This is a genomic window from Hansschlegelia beijingensis, from assembly GCF_045505405.1.
Classification (GTDB): domain Bacteria; phylum Pseudomonadota; class Alphaproteobacteria; order Rhizobiales; family Methylopilaceae; genus Methylopila; species Methylopila beijingensis_A.
In genome coordinates this window covers 1-16,368 of record NZ_JBJKEX010000046.1, presented here as the reverse complement: position 1 = coordinate 16,368, position 16,368 = coordinate 1, and the positions used below count along the sequence as shown (strand labels likewise).

Sequence of the window (16,368 nt, the reverse complement as noted above, 5' to 3'; positions counted from 1 at the left end):
CCCGCCCCCGCACCGACCAGCGTCCGCACGTCCGCGCGCCTGATCCGGAAAGCCCGCCCCGCGAGCGAGCCGCCCGCGCCGCCCATCTGCGCATAGGCGGCTTCGAGGCCGACCGAGGCGCCGAAGCCGTTCGAGATCAGCGTCTGTCCGGAGATGATGAGGCTGTCGATCACCGACATCCGCCCGCCGTGGAGCGCGTTGGCCTCCACGGCGTCGACCAGCGCCCGGCGACGCGCCCGGACCACCAGCGTGAAAGCCGCGAGCGCGATTCCGCCGAGCGGCAGGATAAGAAGCTGCGTCAGGCTGAGGGAGGGCATGGCGCTGAGCCGCGCCTCGGCCGGCAGCCGGAACAGTAGATGCTGCACCGTCTCGGCGATCGCGCCTTGCGCCACCGTCAGCGCCCCGGCCGCGGATCCGACCACGATCGCAAGGCCGACGAGCCAGGCCTCGCTCGCCCTGAAGCGGCCGCTTATCCAGTCGAGCAGCGCCGCCGCCCAGGGCGCGCGCCGCAGAACCGCTCCCTGACCGGCCGCCTTCAGCTCCCGGGCCCGCTCCGGCTCCGCCGTCGGAGCGGGCGAGCCGGTCGGGGTCGGGCCTTCGGGCGCCAAGCGGTTTCGCCCGTCAGGTTTCGACCAGCACGCCGTCTCGCAGCGTGAGGCGTCTGTCCAGCGTTTCGGCGAGCTCGAGATTGTGCGTGGCGACGATCGCGGCGAGCCCGGAGGCGCGCGCCAGCGCCGTCAGCGTCGCGAACACGTGAGCGGAGGTCACCGGGTCGAGATTGCCCGTCGGTTCGTCCGCAAGCAGCAGGCGCGGCGCGTTTGCCACCGCGCGGGCGATCGCCACGCGCTGCTGCTCGCCTCCGGACAGTTCGGCCGGGCGGTGATCGAGCCTCTGTCCGAGCCCGAGATAGGAGAGCAGTTCCGTCGCCCTGGTGCGCGCCTCGACGGCGCCGAGGCCCCGGATGAGCTGCGGCATGACGACGTTCTCGAGCGCCGTGAACTCCGGCAGCAGATGATGGAACTGGTAGACGAAGCCCACCTCGTTGCGCCTGAGCGCCGTGCGGGCGTCGTCGGACAGGCCGGCCGTGGGCTCGCCGTCGAAGAACACCTCGCCGCCGTCCGGCCGTTCGAGCAGCCCCGCGATATGCAGCAGGGTCGACTTGCCCGCGCCGGAGGGCGCGACCAGCGCCACGACCTCGCCGGCCGCGAGCTGGGCCGAGGCGTCGATCAGCACGTCGACCGCGGCGTCGCCCTGGCGGTAGCGCCGGGCGACATGATCGATCACGAGCAGCGGCCCCGCGGCTGGTCCGGCCGAGGCGCCGTCGAACTCCTCCGAAACGTCCTGGACCTCGCTCATTCGTAACGCAGCGCCTCGACTGGATCGAGTTTGGCGGCCCGCCAGGAGGGATAGAGCGTGGCGGCGACGGAGAGGGTGAGCGCCATCAGCACCACCGTCACGGTCTCTTTCATATCCGGATCGGCGGGGAGCCGGCTCAGGAAGTAGACCTCGGGAGAGAACAGCTCCGTCCCGGTGAGCGACGCCAGGAATGCGCGGATCGTCTCGATGTTCCAGCAGACCACCATGCCGAGCGCGAAGCCCGCCAGGGTGCCCACGACCCCGATGCTCGCGCCGGTGATCAGGAAGATGCGCATGATCGACCCGCGGGTCGCGCCCATGGTGCGCAGGATAGCGATGTCGCGACCCTTGTCCTTCACGAGCATGATCAGGCCGGAGATGATGTTGAGCGCGGCCACCAGCACGATCAGCGTGAGGATCAGGAACATCACGTTGCGTTCGACCTCCAGGGCCGAGAAGAAGGTTTTGTTCCGGTCGCGCCAGTCCAGCATGTAGAGCGGCCGGTCCGCCGCCTCCTGCAGGTTCGGCTTCACCTTGCCGACAAGGTCCGGGTGATCGAGATAGACCTCGATGCCGGTGACGTCGTCGTCGCGGTTGAAATAGGCCTGCGCCTCCTGCAGCGGCATGAAGACGAAGGCGCCGTCATACTCCGACATGCCGATCTCGAACACGCCGGCGACCCTGTAGCCCTTGATCCGGGGCGTGACGCCCATCGGGGTCACGGCCCCGCGGGGGCTCACCAGGGTCAGGGTGTCGCCGGCCCGCAGCCCGAGCTGGTCCGCCAGGCGCTTTCCGATCAGCACCCCGCCGCCGTCGTCGAAGTTCTCGAGGCTGCCGTCGCGGATCGTGCGCGAGACGAGCTGCAGCTTCCCCAAGTCCTGGGCGCGCAGGCCGCGCACCAGAACGCCGCCGGAGGCCGAGGGAGAGGAGGCCAGCGCCTGCCCCTCGACGAGCGGGATCACGAACTTGACGCCCGAGACCTTGCTGAGCCGGTCGGCGACGGCGGCGTAATCGGTCAGCGGCCCGTCGAGCGGCTGGGCGACCACGTGGCCGTTGATGCCGAGGATCTTGTTCAGAAGCTCGGTCCGGAAGCCATTCATGACGGCCATCACGATGATCAGCGTCGCGACGCCGAGCGTGATGCCGAGGAACGAGAAGCCGGCGATGACCGAGATGAAGCCTTCCTTCCGGCGGGCGCGCAGATAGCGGCCCGCGATCAGCCACTCGAACGGCGCGAAGGGCCGCGTGGAGCCCGCCGGCGAAGCCGAGGATGATCGCAAGCTCGCCACGCCCTCAGCCGATGATCGCGGCGAGCGCGGATTCGGGGCTGAGTTGCTCGGCCGCTCCGCCGGCCCGGCGCTTCAGCTCGACCGTGCCGGCCGCCAGCCCCTTGGGGCCGACCACCAGGCGCCAGGGCAGGCCGATCAGCTCCATGGTGGCGAATTTGGAGCCAGCGCGCTCGTCGGTGTCGTCGTAGAGCACGTCGATCCCCTGCCCCGTCAGCTTCGCGTAGAGATCCTCGCAGGCGGCGTCGACGGCGGCGTCGCCCGGCTTGAGGTTCACCAGCCCCACCCTGAACGGGGCCACCGCATCCGGCCAGATGATTCCGGCGTCGTCATGGCCGGCTTCGATGATCGCCGCCGCCAGCCGGCTCGGCCCGATGCCGTACGAGCCCATGTGCACCGGCGTGTCCTTGCCGTCGGGGCCGGTGACGAAGGCCTTCATGGGCAGCGAATACTTGGTGCCGAAATAGAAGATGTGGCCGACCTCGATGCCCCGCGCCGAAAGCCGGTCGGTGGCGGCCAGAGCTTCGAAGGCGCCCGCGTCGTGCATGTCCTCGGTCGCGGCGTAGAGGCTCGTCCAGCGGTCGACGATCGCCTGCAGGGCGGCCGGGTCGCCGAAGTCCACGTCCGCAGGCGGCGTGTCGAAGTCGAGGAAGTTCTTGTGGCAGAACACCTCGCTCTCGCCGGTCTTGGCCAGGATGATGAACTCGTGGCTGAGGTCACCGCCGATCGGGCCCGTGTCGGCCCGCATCGGGATCGCCTTGAGGCCAAGCCGCGCGAAGGTCCTGAGATAGGCGACGAACATCCGGTTGTAGGACGTCTTGGCGCCCTCGGCGTCGAGATCGAACGAGTAGGCGTCCTTCATCAGGAACTCGCGCGAGCGCATCACGCCGAAGCGCGGACGCCGCTCGTCCCGGAACTTCCACTGGATGTGGTAGAGGTTCTTCGGCAAGTCCTTGTAGGAACGGACGCCCGCCCGGAAGATCTCGGTGATCATTTCCTCGTTGGTCGGGCCATAGAGCATCTCGCGCTCATGCCGATCCTTGATGCGCAGCATCTCCTCGCCATAGGCGTCGTACCGTCCGCTCTCGCGCCACAGATCGGCGAGCTGCAGCGTCGGCATCAGGAGCTCGACGGCTCCGGCCCGGTTCTGCTCCTCGCGAACGATGTCGGCGATCTTGTTCAGCACGCGCAGGCCGAGCGGCAGCCAGGCATAGATGCCGGCGGCCTCCTGCCTGATCATCCCGGCCCGCAACATCAGCCGGTGCGAGACGATCTCGGCCTCTTTGGGCGCCTCGCGAAGGATGGGAAGGAAGTAGCGGCTCAGGCGCATGGAGATCTCAGGCTGAATGCGAATCCGGCCCGCCGCGCGCCGGCGGCCGTGGCCGCGCACGAAAGCGGAAGGGCCCGGGAAACACAAGCGCCGGCTCCCCTGAAGGCCCCTGGTCGTTCACGCTTCTTTTTTTGGCGCCCTCTGCACAAGGAGGTGACAAACCTTCCGGGCTCGGCTAGCTTTACTTCCATAACAAGGGCCACCGGCGAAGTTGCCTCGTCGGATCAAAGGCTCGCGCTTGGGAGGATGTCCGCAGGCCCGCCGCTAAGGCGTACGCCCATCAGACGCCGAAGTCCCGCACCGCTCGCGGCGTCAGAGCGCGGACCAATGCGAACTGCCACAAAACGCAAGGCCTCGGCCTTGCTTTTTTTTGCCCGCCTTCCGGCCGCGGCGGTCAGCGGGCCTGCTCGAACCGCGGCAGGAACGGGATGTCGTCCAGCCCGAAAAGCTCCTGCGTCAGCAGAAGATAGACACCAGCGAAGATGATCGTCGCCACGATGGTGGTGATCACGATGATGCGACCGAGGCGGGCGCTGAACGGCGCGCCCGGCTCCGTTCCGGGCGTGATCTCGCCCGCGTCCGACTGGCTGCGGGCGCCGAACGGCAGCACGGCGAACAGCGTCGTCCACCAGATGATGAAATAGACCGCGGCCCAGCTGACAGCCGAGAAGATCAAGCCTGTTCGAGCTCCACGAGAGCGCCCAGCATGTCCTTCGGGTGGAGGAACAGCACCGGCTTGCCGTGCGCGCCGATCTTCGGCTCGCCGTCGCCGAGCACCCGCGCGCCCTGGGCCTTCAGCTGGTCGCGCGCCGCCACGATGTCGTCGACCTCGTAGCAGATGTGGTGGATGCCGCCGGCCGGGGAGCGCTCGAGAAAGGCGGCGATCGGCGACTTTTCGCCAAGCGGCTCAAGCAGCTCGATCTTGGTGTTCGGAAGCTCGATGAAGACCACGCTGACCCCGTGCTCGGGCTGCTCGGTCGCGGGCGTCACCTTGGCGCCGAGCGTGTCCCGATAGACCGCAGTGGCGGCCGCGAGATCCGGCACCGCTATGGCCACGTGGTTGAGGCGCCCGATCATGATGATCTCCGGTCATCCCAGGGGGGACGAAGCTGTCCGCGAGCCGGCCGTAGCCGACCCGGATCGCTCATACGCCGAGCACGGAGACGTGGCAAACCGGCTTTTTGCCCCATACGAGGTTGAGCTCGGCGCGCACGGCGCGCTCGATCGCGGAGGCCACCAACGCCGCGTCGCGACGGCGCGGACGGGCGAGCCCGTCCAGGCAATCCAGCACCGTATCGCGGATGACCTCGAGCATCGGCGTGCCCTCGTCGTCGCGCGGCGGCAGGCCGCTGAACCTGACGTCCGGGTCGCCGGCGACGTCGCCCGACTGGTCGATCGCCAAGGCGACCGAGACCACGCCCGCGAACGCCAGCTTCCTCCGCTCCGAGATGGTCGGCTCGGTGGCGTAGATCAGCACGCGACCGTCCTTGAGCATGCGGCCGGAGACCACCTCGTCGACGATCTCGGCCGGGCCTCCGGCGATGCGGATCATCTGGCCGTCCCGGACGCGCGCGACGCTCCCGGCGCCAGCCGACTTCGCGGCCTCAAGATGCTCCGCCATGTGCAGCTCCTCGCCATGGACAGGGACGACGAGCTGCGGCTTGAGCCAGCCGTAGAGCGTGGCGAGCTCCTCGCGATGCGGATGTCCCGACACGTGGACGAAGTGGGTGCGGTCGGTGATCACCTGGGCGCCGCCGGCGATCAGGCCGTTGATCACGCGGCCGACGGCCTTCTCGTTGCCGGGGATCGCGCGGGACGAGAAGATCACCCGGTCGCCCTTGGCGAGAGCCACCATCGGATGATCGCCGTTCGCGATGCGGGCGAGCGCGGCGCGCGGCTCGCCCTGGCTGCCGGTCATCAGCGCCACGACCTTGTCGCGCGGCAGATAGCCGTAGGCGTCCGCGTCGAGAAACTCCGGGATGCCTTCGAGATAGCCGAGCATCCGCCCGACCTCGAGCGCCCGGTGCATGGCGCGGCCGATCACCACGACCTGGCGGTCGCATGCGAGCGCCGCCTCCGCGACGGCGCGCAGCCGCCCGACATTCGACGCGAAGGTCGTGACCGCGACGCGACCCGGGGCGCTGCCGATCAGCTCCTTGAGGCTCTCCGCGACCTCCTTTTCCGACCGCGAGAACCCCTCGCGGAGCGCGTTGGTGGAATCGCCGATCACCGCGGCGACGCCCTCCTGGCCGATCGCCCGCAGACGGGCCTCGTCGGTCGCGGGTCCGAGCACGGGCGTCAGGTCGATCTTCCAGTCGCCAGTGTGCACGACCGTGCCCGCCGGCGTGCGGATCGCGAGCGCGTTCGACTCCGGGATGGAATGCGCGACGGCGACGAACTCGACCTCGAACGGTCCGGCGGTGAAACGCCCACCCTGCGGGATGACCCGCACGTCGATCTTGGGCGCGCCCCTCTCGGAGACCCGCTTCGCCTCCAGCATCGCCGCTGCGAACGGGGTTGCGTAGACCGGGCAGCCGAGCTCCGGCCACAGGTCGAGCACGGCGCCGTAGTGATCCTCATGCGCGTGCGTCAGCACCAGCGCTTCGATGTTGGCGCGCTGCGCCTTCGCGAAGCGGATGTCCGGCATGATCAGGTCGATGCCGGGCGTCATGGCCGGATCGCCGAACAGCACGCCGCAGTCGACCATCAGCCAGCGCCGTTTGGGGCCCTCGCCATAACCGTAGAGCCCGGCGTTCATGCCGATTTCGCCGACCCCTCCGAGCGGCGCGAAAACCAGATCCTGAGCCATTCTCACCCTTGCGCGGCGTGCGTCGCCGCCGCGCCGAAATAGACGTCGCCGGCGGCGATCGCGGTCGCGACCCCGGTCGGGGCGCGGATAACCAACCGGCCGCTCTCGTCGATCGACTCGAAGCGGCCTCGAATTCTGCGGTCGCCCATGTCGACCTCGACCTGCGCGCCGAGGCCCGCCGCCCGCGCCATCCAGGCCTTCCGCACCGCGGGCAGCCCGCGGCCCTCGTTCCAGACCTCGAGCCAGCCGACCAGCGCGTCCGCCAGCGACGCGAACAGCTCCTCTGCCGTGACCCGGTCCCCACGCGCGGCGAGGCTCGTGGCGGGGTATGGCAGCCCCTCAGGCGCCGAAGCCACGTTGACGCCAAGGCCGACCACGACGGCGAGCCGGCCCTCAGAAACGGCGTCCGCCTCCAGAAGGATCCCGGCGAGCTTGGCGCCGTCTACGACGACGTCGTTCGGCCATTTGAGCTCGGGGCGCGACGTGCGCGCCTGAAGCGACGGCGCCGTCAGCCGGAGCGCGGATTCAAGCGCCAGTCCTGCCGCGAACCCCAGGGTCGCCGCTACGGCCGGCGTGGCCTCGATCGCAAGGCCGAAGCTCGCCGCCAGATTGCCGCGCTCGGTCGACCACTCGCGCCCCCGCCTTCCGCGGCCTTCCGTCTGCGAGCGCGCGGCCACCCAGACCGGCCCCCTGCCCTCACGCACCAGCGCAAGGGCCTCAGTGTTGGTGGAGCCGACCGTGTCATAGGCGACGAGAGAATGGCCGGCGGCGATCGCCATCGGGCCGAGAGCGAAACTCATGCGGCTTGTCGCGTCAGCGAAATGTCCTTGGGGTTCTGCATTCCGCCCTCAGAACAGGGATTGCGCGGCGGCGGACGCGGCCACGCCCAGCGGAGCCGGATAGAGGAAATAGAGAATCGTGAAGCCGCCCGCGATGGTGAGCACCGTCTTAGCCGCGAACGTCATCGGCGCGAACTCGACCTTAGGCTCGTCGAGATAAATGATCTTCACGATGCGCAGATAATAGAACGCGCCGATGACGCTCAGCACGAGGCCGATGACGGCGAGAGGCGCAAGCCCGGCGTTCACCGCGGCATAGAACACGTAGAACTTGGCGAAGAAGCCCGCGAGCGGCGGGATGCCCGCCAGCGAGAACATGATCATCGCGAGCACGAAGGCCATCGCCGGATTGGTCCGCGACAGCCCGGCCAGGTCGTCGATTTCCTCGACGTAACGATCGCCGACGCGCATCGAGAGGATGCAGGCGAAGGCGCCGAGCGTCATCGCGACATAGATCGCCACATAGATCGCGACGCCGCGGACGCCCTCCGGGGTGCCGGCCGCAAGACCGACCAGCACGTAGCCCATGTGGCCGATCGAGGAGTAGGCCATCAGGCGCTTGATGTTGCGCTGCCCGATCGCAGCGAACGAGCCGAGCGCCATCGAGGCGATCGCGACGAACACCACGATCTGCCGCCATTCGGTGACGCTCGGGAAGGCTTCGGCGACGACGCGCACGAACATCGCCACGCCTGCGACCTTGGCGGCCGAAGCGAAGAACGCCGTGATCGGGGTCGGCGCGCCCTCGTAGACGTCCGGCGTCCACATGTGGAACGGCACCGCCGAGACCTTGAAGGCGAAGCCCGAGAGCAGGAACACGATTCCGAAGATCAGCGCGATGGAGGGCTGGCCGCCGCCGAGCGCCGCGGCGATGTCGGCGAAGCCGACCGCGCCCGTCACGCCATAGACCAGCGAGGCGCCGTAGAGCAGCATGCCGGAGGAGAGCGCCCCGAGCACGAAGTACTTCAGGCCGGCTTCGGTCGAGCGACGGTCATCGCGGTGGATCGCGGCGATCACATAGAGCGCCAGCGACTGCAGTTCGAGACCGAGATAGAGCGCGATCAGGTCCGAGGCCGAGATCATGAGCGCCATGCCGAGCGTCGAGAGCACGACCAGGATGGCGTATTCGAAGCGCGCGAAGTTCTCCCGGCGCATGTAGTCGAAGCTCAGCGCCAGCGCCGCGAAGGCGCCGATGAAGGCCAGCATCTTCATGAAGCGGGCGAAGGCGTCGAGCTTGAACGAGCCGCCGAAGGTCGCCGGCGCGTCGGTGGGCGCGGCGAGCACGAGCACGGTCGCGAGCGCGATGAGGCCCAGCGCCAGGCCGTTGACCAGGCCCGTGGCCCGGTCGCCCATGATCGCGCCGATCAGGACGAGCCCGAGCGCCCCGATGGCGAGCACGATCTCGGGCAGCGCGGGGGCGAGCAGCGGAAGGGCGGAGGCGTCCATGCGTCAGCGCTCGATTCTGGAGAAAAGTGCGGCGTGCTTCATCACTGCCCCGCCATCGCGGCCTTGCCGGCCGCGGCGATGGCGGCCTGGGCGGACTGCAGCATGCCGTCGACGGTGGCGGCCGACATGTCCAGCACAGGGGCCGGCCATACGCCGTAAACCACGGTCAGGACCGCCAGCGGGAGCAGCATCGCGATCTCGCGGCGCGACAGGTCCGGGATCGCCTCAAGCCCCGGCTTGATCGTTCCGAACACCACGCGCCGATAGAGCCACAGCGCGTAGCCGGCCGAGAGGATGACGCCGGTCGTGGCGAACAGCGCGACCCAGGTGTTGGCCTGGAACGCGCCCAGCAGCGTCAGGAACTCGCCGACGAAGCCGGAGGTCCCAGGCAGGCCGACATTCGCCATGGTGAACACCATGAACGCGGCCGCGTACCACGGCATCTTGTTCACGAGCCCGCCGAAGGCCGCGATCTCGCGGGTGTGCAGCCGGTCGTAGATCACGCCCACGCACAGGAACAGCGCGCCCGAAACGAGCCCGTGGCTCACCATCTGGAACACCGCGCCCTGCACGCCCTGAGGGTTCATCGCGAAGATGCCCATCGTGACGAAGCCCATATGGGCGACCGACGAGTAGGCGATCAGCTTCTTGATGTCCTCCTGCATCAGCGCGACCAGCGAGGTGTAGATGATCGCGACGACGGACAGCGCGAACACGAGCGGCGCGAAGTCGGCGCTCGCGATCGGGAACATCGGCAGCGAGAAGCGCAGGAAGCCGTAGCCGCCCATCTTCAGCAAGATGCCCGCCAGGATCACGGAGCCCGCCGTCGGCGCCTCCACATGCGCGTCCGGCAGCCAGGTGTGCACCGGCCACATCGGCATCTTCACCGCGAACGAGGCGAAGAAGCCGAGCCACAGCCACCACTGCATGTCCGCCGGGAACTTGTAGGCGAGCAGCGTCTGGATGTCGGTCGTGCCGGCGTCGCCGTACATCGCGAGGATCGCGACCAGCATCAGCAGCGAGCCGAGCAGCGTGTAGAGGAAGAACTTGAAGCTCGCATAGACCCGGCGAGGGCCGCCCCAGATCCCGATGATCAGGAACATCGGGATCAGGCCGCCTTCGAAGAACAGGTAGAACAGCACGAGATCGAGCGCCGAGAACACGCCGATCATCAGCGTCTCGAGCACCAGGAAGGCGATCATGTACTCCTTCACCCGGTGGGTGATCGAGGTCCACGAGGCCAGGATGCAGAACGGCATCAGGAAGGCGGTCAGGATGATGAACGGCGTCGAGATGCCGTCCACGCCCATCCGGTAGTTGATCGCGCCGCCGAGCCATTCCGCGTTCTCGACGAACTGGAAGCCCGGATTGGCGTGATCGAACTTCGCCCACAACACGAGCGCGATGACGAAGTCGATCACCGTGGTCCACAGCGCGACGTGGCGGATGTTCCTGAGAGCCGCCTCGTCGTTCCCGCGGATGACCAGCAGGAACGCGACGCCGACCAGCGGCAGGAACGTCAGCAGCGAGAGAATGGGCCAGTCGGTCATCGCCGTCACAGCCCCCGGACCATGAACCACGTGAAGAGGGCCGCGACGCCGATCAGCATCGCGAAGGCGTAATGGTAGACGTAGCCGGTCTGCAGCCGCACCACTCGGTCGGTGACGTCGATCACGCGCGCGGAGACGCCGTCCGGCCCGAGGCCGTCGATGATCTTGCCGTCGCCGGTCTTCCAGAGGAAGCGGCCGATCCACTTCGCGGGCCGCACGAACACGAGGTCGTAGAGCTCGTCGAAGTACCATTTGTTGAGCAGGAAGCGGTAGATCAGCACCTGCTGCTTCGCGAGCCGGCCCGGCAGGTCGGGGCGCTTGATGTAGAACAGCCAGGCGAGCGCGAAGCCGATCACCATCACGATGGCGGGCGCGTAGACGACGAGCCTCGGCACGTCATGCATGTGATGCATGATCTCGTTGTGCTCGCCCGTGAAGATCGCCCCGCGCCAGAACGCGTCGTAGCCCGCGCCCACGAAGGCGCTGTGGAACACGATGCCGGCGAACAGCGCGCCCACGCTGAGCAGCAGCAGCGGGATGAGCATCACCCGAGGGCTCTCGTGGACATGGCTCATGGTCTCGAGCGACGCCCGCGGCGCGCCATGGAAGGTCAGGAAGATCAGCCGCCAGGAATAGAACGAGGTCAGCAGGGCCGCCGTGACCGTCATGATGAAGGCGTAGGTCCCGACGCTGGTGTGCGCCGCGTATGTCGCCTCGATGATGGCGTCCTTCGAGTAGTAGCCGGCGGTCAGCGGGAAGCCGGTGAGCGCGAGCGTGCCGATCACCATCATCCAGTAGGTCACCGGGATCAGCCGGCGCAGGCCGCCCATGTTCCGCATGTCCTGCTCGTGGTGCATCGCGTGGATGACCGAGCCGGAGCCAAGGAACAGCAGCGCCTTGAAGAAGGCGTGCGTGAACAGGTGGAACACCCCGACGCCATAGGCCCCGACGCCGAGGGCTGCGAACATGTAGCCGAGCTGCGAGCAGGTCGAATAGGCGATGACGCGCTTGATGTCGGTCTGCACGAGACCGATCGTGGCGGCGAAGATCGCCGTCGTCGCTCCGATGAAGGTTACGAAGGCGAGCGCGTCCGGCGCGTGCTCGAAGATCGGCGACATGCGCGCGACCAGGAACACGCCGGCCGTCACCATCGTGGCCGCGTGGATCAGCGCCGAGACCGGCGTCGGTCCTTCCATCGCGTCCGGCAGCCAGGTGTGCAGGCCGATCTGCGCCGACTTGCCCATCGCGCCGATGAACAGCAGGAAGGAGATGACGGTCAGCGCGTGCCAGTCGTGGCCGAGGAAGTTGATGGTCTTGTCGGCGGCGCCCGGCGCGGCGGCGAAGATCGTCTCGAAGGAGACGCTGCCGAACACCGCGAAGGTCGCGAACATGCCGAGCGAGAAGCCGAAATCGCCGACGCGGTTGACCACGAAGGCCTTGATCGCCGCGGCGTTCGCCGAAGGCTTCTGGTACCAGAAGCCGATCAGCAGATAGCTCGCGAGGCCGACGCCTTCCCAGCCGAAGAACATCTGGACGAGGTTGTCCGACGTCACCAGCATCAGCATGGCGAAGGTGAACAGCGACAGGTAGCTGAAGAACCGCGGACGGTGCGGATCCTCGTGCATGTAGCCGATCGAGTAGAGGTGGACGAGCGCCGACACCGAGTTGACGACCACCAGCATCACGGCGGTCAGCGTGTCGATCCGGAACGCCCAGTCGAGCTGGAGGCCGCCGGCCGAGATCCAGCGCATCAACTTCACATGCGCGTCGGCGTCGTTGAGCGTGACGTCCACGAAGGCGAACCATGACAGGATCGCCGACACCATCAGCAGCCCGGTGGTGACGAGCTCAGCCGCGCGCGAGCCGGCCGCGGCCGGCTCGGCCGGACCATGGGCGTGGTCGTCATGGCCGTGGTCGCCGTGCGCGTGGTCGTCATGCGGCGCGAAATCGGCGGGCGTCGGATGCACTTCGTGGTGGTGGCCGTGCCCGTGATGGAAGGCGTCGACCGGGCCTACGGCCCCGGGGTGGCGCTTGCGAGCGCCGGCGAGCGCGATGGCGCCGGCGATGATCGCGCCCAGCAGGGGCAGGAAGACGATGAGGTAATACATCGCGTCCTCAGCCCTTCATCATGTTGATGTCGGACACCGCGATGGTGCCGCGGTTGCGGAAGTAGACCACCAGGATCGCGAGGCCGATCGCGGCCTCCGCGGCCGCCACCGTCAGCACGAACAGCGCGAACACCTGCCCCTTCAGGTCGCCGAGATGGGTCGAGAAGGCGACGAGGTTGATGTTGACCGCGAGCAGGATGAGCTCGACCGACATCAGGATGATGATGACGTTCTTGCGGTTCATGAAGATGCCGAACACCCCGATCGTGAACAGGATCGCGGCGACGACGAGATAGTGCTCGAGCCCGACGGTCACCGTACGCCTCCCCCTTCGGCGACGCCCTGCCCGACCGGCGCCTTCACCACCTCGATCGCGTCCGCCGGCCGGCGGCCGACCTGCTCGGCGATGTCCTGACGCTTCACCGCGAGGCGGCGCTCGCGCAGAGTCAGCACGATCGCGCCGACCATCGCGGTCAGCAGCACGAGGCCCGACGCCTGGAACAGCAGCACGTAGTCCGTGTAGAGCACCCGCCCGAGCGCCTCTGCGTTGGTGATGTCGGCGGGAATCGGCGTCTTGGCCGGCGTCTTCGGCAATGCGCCCGAGACGCTCCAGGCGCCGACCACCAGCACCAGCTCCGTCAGCACCACGAGCCCGACCAGCAGGCCGACGGGCAGATACTGCAGGAAGCCTGCGCGAAGCTCGCGGTAGTCGGCGTCGAGCATCATGGTCACGAACAGGAACAGCACCGCGACCGCGCCGACATAGACGACGATCAGGATCATCGCGAGGAACTCGGCGCCCATCAGCACGAACAGGCCGGCCGCGTTCACGAAGGCGAGGATCAGGAACAGCACCGAGTGCACGGGATTGCGCGCGGAGATCACCATCACGGCGGCGGCGACCGTCACGCTGGCGAACACATAGAAGAAGATGTCGGGCAGGGTCATGGGCGGCTTCCCGAGCCTGGTCCGGCTGAACGGCGGCTGAGTACGGCGCAAGGGGCGGAAGGTAAAGACGCGAGCGGCGCCCTGACGGACGTCCGGCTCATCGGTACGGCGCGTCGAGCGCGATGCGGCGGGCGATCTCGCGCTCCCACCGGTCGCCATTCGCGAGCAGGCGCTCCTTGTCGTAGTAGAGCTCCTCGCGCGTCTCGGTCGCGAACTCGAAGTTCGGACCCTCGACGATGGCGTCGACCGGGCAGGCCTCCTGGCAGAAGCCGCAATAGATGCATTTCACCATGTCGATGTCGTAGCGGGTCGTGCGCCGCGTGCCGTCGTTGCGGCGCGGCCCGGCCTCGATGGTGATCGCCTGCGCCGGGCAGATCGCCTCGCACAGCTTGCAGGCGATGCAGCGCTCCTCGCCGTTCGGATAGCGGCGCAGCGCGTGCTCGCCGCGGAAGCGCGGCGAGAGCGCGCCCTTCTCGAACGGGTAGTTGATCGTCGCCTTCGGCCGGAAGAAGTAGCGCATCGACAGGAAGAACGCCGACACGAACTCCTTCAGGAACAGCGAGCGGGCCGCTTGGTCGAGCCGCATTCCAGAACCCTCTCCGCGAGCTTCAGCCCGCCAGCATCTCAGCCGCGACATAGCCGACGATCGCGATCTCCACGATCGTCGTCGCGATGACGATCGGACCGGCGAGCCGGCGGATCGTCGTGAACTTCCGGGTGTCCTCGGGAGACGCCCCCGCGATCTGCCGGTCGAGCCCGGCGTTCAAGGCCTTGGCGCCAAGCGCCCCGATCAGCGCTCCGGCGACCGCCCCGAGGAGGGCGCCGAGTGCGCCTGCGTTCATTGCCCAGTGCGCCCGAACCAAGTTGTGTAGGCCGCAACGGCGCCCACTCCGCCAAACACGAGCGGGAACATGTATCGGTATACGAGCCGCGTAAGCCGTTCGAGACGGTCAGAATCCTTGAACAGCACGGGCAAGCGCCCCGCGGCCGCCGCCGCTCTTTGGCTTCTCAACACAATCGGGAGGCCGATCCGAGCGGCGACAAATCCTACGATGACGCCGATCGCGGCGCCGACGAGACAAACCAGCGCCACAGTCATGGCGCCCAGCCGGTGAACTGCAGCACGCCCGCGACGAGCACGACCATGAACAGCGAGATCGGCAGGAACACCTTCCAGCCGAGCCGCATCAGCTGGTCGTAGCGGTAGCGGGGCACGAACGCCTTCACCATCGCGAACATGAAGAAGACGAACGAGCCCTTCAGAACGAACCAGACCACGCCGGGCACCCAGGTGAAGGGCGCGAACGGGATCGGCGACAGCCATCCGCCGAGGAACAGGATGGTGGTCAGCGCGCACATGGTCAGGATCGCCACGTACTCGCCGAGCATGAACAGCAGGTACGGCGTCGAGCCGTATTCGGTCATGAAGCCGGCGACGATCTCCGACTCCGCCTCCACCAGATCGAACGGCGGCCGGTTCGTCTCGGCCAGCGCCGAGATGAAGAAGATCACGAACATCGGGAACAGCGGCAGCCAGTACCAGCCGAACAGCCCGGCGGCGGTGTCCTGCGCGTGGACGATGTCGGACAGGTTCAGTGAGCCCACGCAGAGCAGCACGGTGATGATCACGAAGCCGATCGAGACCTCATAGGACACCATCTGGGCCGCCGAGCGCAGCGCGCCGAGGAACGGGTACTTCGAGTTCGAGGCCCAGCCGCCCATGATGACGCCGTAGACGCCGAGCGAGGAGATCGCGAACACGTAGAGCACGCCGACATTGATGTCGGCGATCGCCCAGCCGTCGGCGAGCGGGATCACGGCCCAGGCGGCGAGCGCGAGGAAACAGGTCACGAGCGGGGCGAGCAGGAAGATGCCCTTGTTGGACCCCGCCGGGATCACCGGCTCCTTCAGCACGAACTTCAGCAGGTCGGCGAAGGACTGCAGCAGCCCGAACGGCCCGACGACGTTCGGGCCGCGCCTGAGCTGCACCGCCGCCCAGACCTTGCGGTCGGCGAGCAGGATGTAGGCGATGAACACCAGCAGCGCGACCAGCAGCACGACGCTCTGGAGCACGATCAGCAGGACTTGGAGAATCGTGTCCATGGCTTACTCCGCGGCCTCCGCGAAGCGGGCCGCGCGCAGCGCGCTCATCTCGGCCATGACGGCCGAAGCGCGGGCGATCGGGTTGGTGAGGTAGAAGTCCGGCACCGCGCTGCGGAACGGCTCGCCTCCGAGCGCGCCGCCGGCCGAGGCCAGACGCTCGACATCGGAAGCGGCGCCCGCCGAGATCTCGTTCAGCGCGGCCATGTGCGGATGCGTGGCGAACAGGGCCGTCCGCAGTTGCGCCAGCGTGTCGTAGGGCAGCCGCGCGCCGACCTGCTCGGACAGGGCGCGCAGGATCGCCCAGTCCTCGCGGCCCTCGCCGGGCGCGAAGGCCGCCCGGTTGGCGAACTGCACGCGGCCTTCAGTGTTCACGTAGAGGCCCGATTTCTCTGTGTAGGCCGCGCCCGGCAGGATCACGTCGGCGCGGTGCGCGCCGCGGTCGCCATGCGTGCCGACATAGACCACGAAGGCGCCCGGCTCGACGTCGATCTCGTCAGCCCCGAGCAGGAACAGCAGGTCGAGCGCCCCGGCCCCGGCCATCTGGCGGGCGGTCAGACCGCCCTCGCCCGGAACCAGCCCGAGATCGAGCGCCC

The 16,368-nt window shown here is 68.1% G+C and carries 17 protein-coding genes; all 17 read right to left on the bottom strand.

Annotation, left to right across the window (positions count from 1 at the left end; translation table 11 throughout):
* Nucleotides 1-608, bottom strand: a 608-nt coding sequence (locus tag ACIKT0_RS05135) for a chloride channel protein (RefSeq protein WP_407104303.1), incomplete at its 3' end; no start/stop codon positions are given.
* 13 nt (nucleotides 609-621) lie between these two features.
* Nucleotides 622-1,356 carry an ABC transporter ATP-binding protein gene (locus tag ACIKT0_RS05130; protein ID WP_407104302.1) on the bottom strand — a complete coding sequence of 245 codons (735 nt, stop codon included), beginning with the start codon at nucleotides 1,354-1,356 and terminating at the stop codon, nucleotides 622-624.
* Nucleotides 1,353-2,636, bottom strand: a complete 1,284-nt coding sequence (locus tag ACIKT0_RS05125; RefSeq protein WP_407104304.1) for a lipoprotein-releasing ABC transporter permease subunit — start codon at nucleotides 2,634-2,636, stop codon at nucleotides 1,353-1,355. The genes ACIKT0_RS05130 and ACIKT0_RS05125 overlap by 4 nt, the downstream gene beginning before the upstream one ends.
* 13 nt (nucleotides 2,637-2,649) lie before the next feature.
* Nucleotides 2,650-3,972, bottom strand: a complete 1,323-nt coding sequence (gene proS, locus ACIKT0_RS05120; RefSeq protein ID WP_407104301.1) for a proline--tRNA ligase — start codon at nucleotides 3,970-3,972, stop codon at nucleotides 2,650-2,652.
* 394 nt (nucleotides 3,973-4,366) lie between these two features.
* A complete protein-coding gene (locus tag ACIKT0_RS05115; RefSeq protein ID WP_407104300.1) occupies nucleotides 4,367-4,648 on the bottom strand; it encodes a DUF1467 family protein in 282 nt (93 codons plus the stop codon).
* On the bottom strand, nucleotides 4,645-5,049 hold the full coding sequence (mce, locus tag ACIKT0_RS05110; protein WP_325444412.1) for a methylmalonyl-CoA epimerase: 405 nt from the start codon (nucleotides 5,047-5,049) through the stop codon (nucleotides 4,645-4,647). Before mce ends, ACIKT0_RS05115 begins: the two co-directional genes overlap by 4 nt.
* A gap of 67 nt (nucleotides 5,050-5,116) precedes the next feature.
* On the bottom strand, nucleotides 5,117-6,781 hold the full coding sequence (locus ACIKT0_RS05105) for a ribonuclease J (protein ID WP_407104299.1): 1,665 nt from the start codon (nucleotides 6,779-6,781) through the stop codon (nucleotides 5,117-5,119).
* Nucleotides 6,782-6,783: 2 nt separating this feature from the next.
* Nucleotides 6,784-7,581, bottom strand: a complete 798-nt coding sequence (locus tag ACIKT0_RS05100; RefSeq protein ID WP_407104298.1) for a biotin--[acetyl-CoA-carboxylase] ligase — start codon at nucleotides 7,579-7,581, stop codon at nucleotides 6,784-6,786.
* Between the two features lie 48 nt (nucleotides 7,582-7,629).
* Complete coding sequence (nuoN, locus tag ACIKT0_RS05095; protein WP_407104297.1) at nucleotides 7,630-9,066, bottom strand: NADH-quinone oxidoreductase subunit NuoN; 1,437 nt, start codon at nucleotides 9,064-9,066, stop codon at nucleotides 7,630-7,632.
* A gap of 41 nt (nucleotides 9,067-9,107) precedes the next feature.
* Nucleotides 9,108-10,616: an NADH-quinone oxidoreductase subunit M gene (locus tag ACIKT0_RS05090; protein WP_407104296.1), complete on the bottom strand. Its 1,509-nt coding sequence runs from the start codon at nucleotides 10,614-10,616 to the stop codon at nucleotides 9,108-9,110.
* Nucleotides 10,617-10,621: 5 nt separating this feature from the next.
* A complete protein-coding gene (gene nuoL, locus ACIKT0_RS05085; protein ID WP_407104295.1) occupies nucleotides 10,622-12,724 on the bottom strand; it encodes an NADH-quinone oxidoreductase subunit L in 2,103 nt (700 codons plus the stop codon).
* 7 nt (nucleotides 12,725-12,731) lie between these two features.
* Nucleotides 12,732-13,040 carry an NADH-quinone oxidoreductase subunit NuoK gene (nuoK, locus tag ACIKT0_RS05080; protein WP_183396213.1) on the bottom strand — a complete coding sequence of 103 codons (309 nt, stop codon included), beginning with the start codon at nucleotides 13,038-13,040 and terminating at the stop codon, nucleotides 12,732-12,734.
* Complete coding sequence (locus tag ACIKT0_RS05075; protein ID WP_407104294.1) at nucleotides 13,037-13,672, bottom strand: NADH-quinone oxidoreductase subunit J; 636 nt, start codon at nucleotides 13,670-13,672, stop codon at nucleotides 13,037-13,039. Before ACIKT0_RS05075 ends, nuoK begins: the two co-directional genes overlap by 4 nt.
* Before the next feature lie 97 nt (nucleotides 13,673-13,769).
* A complete protein-coding gene (nuoI, locus tag ACIKT0_RS05070) occupies nucleotides 13,770-14,258 on the bottom strand; it encodes an NADH-quinone oxidoreductase subunit NuoI (protein WP_183396215.1) in 489 nt (162 codons plus the stop codon).
* A gap of 22 nt (nucleotides 14,259-14,280) precedes the next feature.
* Nucleotides 14,281-14,514, bottom strand: a complete 234-nt coding sequence (locus ACIKT0_RS05065) for a hypothetical protein (protein WP_407104293.1) — start codon at nucleotides 14,512-14,514, stop codon at nucleotides 14,281-14,283.
* A 253-nt stretch (nucleotides 14,515-14,767) separates the two neighbouring features.
* Nucleotides 14,768-15,775: an NADH-quinone oxidoreductase subunit NuoH gene (nuoH, locus tag ACIKT0_RS05060; protein WP_407104292.1), complete on the bottom strand. Its 1,008-nt coding sequence runs from the start codon at nucleotides 15,773-15,775 to the stop codon at nucleotides 14,768-14,770.
* Between the two features lie 3 nt (nucleotides 15,776-15,778).
* Nucleotides 15,779-16,368: molybdopterin-dependent oxidoreductase (locus ACIKT0_RS05055; RefSeq protein WP_407104291.1), on the bottom strand; the 590-nt coding region annotated here is incomplete at its 5' end.

Bases quoted from the DNA above. Each gene is read 5' to 3' on its own strand.
- ACIKT0_RS05130 (WP_407104302.1), bottom strand. From the start codon at position 1,356: ATGAGCGAGGTCCAGGACGTTTCGGAGGAGTTCGACGGCGCCTCGGCC.
- ACIKT0_RS05075 (WP_407104294.1), bottom strand. From the start codon at position 13,672: ATGACCCTGCCCGACATCTTCTTCTATGTGTTCGCCAGCGTGACGGTC.
- nuoL (WP_407104295.1), bottom strand. From the start codon at position 12,724: ATGTATTACCTCATCGTCTTCCTGCCCCTGCTGGGCGCGATCATCGCC.
- nuoH (WP_407104292.1), bottom strand. From the start codon at position 15,775: ATGGACACGATTCTCCAAGTCCTGCTGATCGTGCTCCAGAGCGTCGTG.
- nuoI (WP_183396215.1), bottom strand. From the start codon at position 14,258: ATGCGGCTCGACCAAGCGGCCCGCTCGCTGTTCCTGAAGGAGTTCGTG.
- ACIKT0_RS05090 (WP_407104296.1), bottom strand. From the start codon at position 10,616: ATGACCGACTGGCCCATTCTCTCGCTGCTGACGTTCCTGCCGCTGGTC.
- proS (WP_407104301.1), bottom strand. From the start codon at position 3,972: ATGCGCCTGAGCCGCTACTTCCTTCCCATCCTTCGCGAGGCGCCCAAA.
- nuoN (WP_407104297.1), bottom strand. From the start codon at position 9,066: ATGGACGCCTCCGCCCTTCCGCTGCTCGCCCCCGCGCTGCCCGAGATC.
- ACIKT0_RS05105 (WP_407104299.1), bottom strand. From the start codon at position 6,781: ATGGCTCAGGATCTGGTTTTCGCGCCGCTCGGAGGGGTCGGCGAAATC.
- ACIKT0_RS05065 (WP_407104293.1), bottom strand. From the start codon at position 14,514: ATGAACGCAGGCGCACTCGGCGCCCTCCTCGGGGCGGTCGCCGGAGCG.
- mce (WP_325444412.1), bottom strand. From the start codon at position 5,049: ATGATCGGGCGCCTCAACCACGTGGCCATAGCGGTGCCGGATCTCGCG.
- ACIKT0_RS05100 (WP_407104298.1), bottom strand. From the start codon at position 7,581: ATGAGTTTCGCTCTCGGCCCGATGGCGATCGCCGCCGGCCATTCTCTC.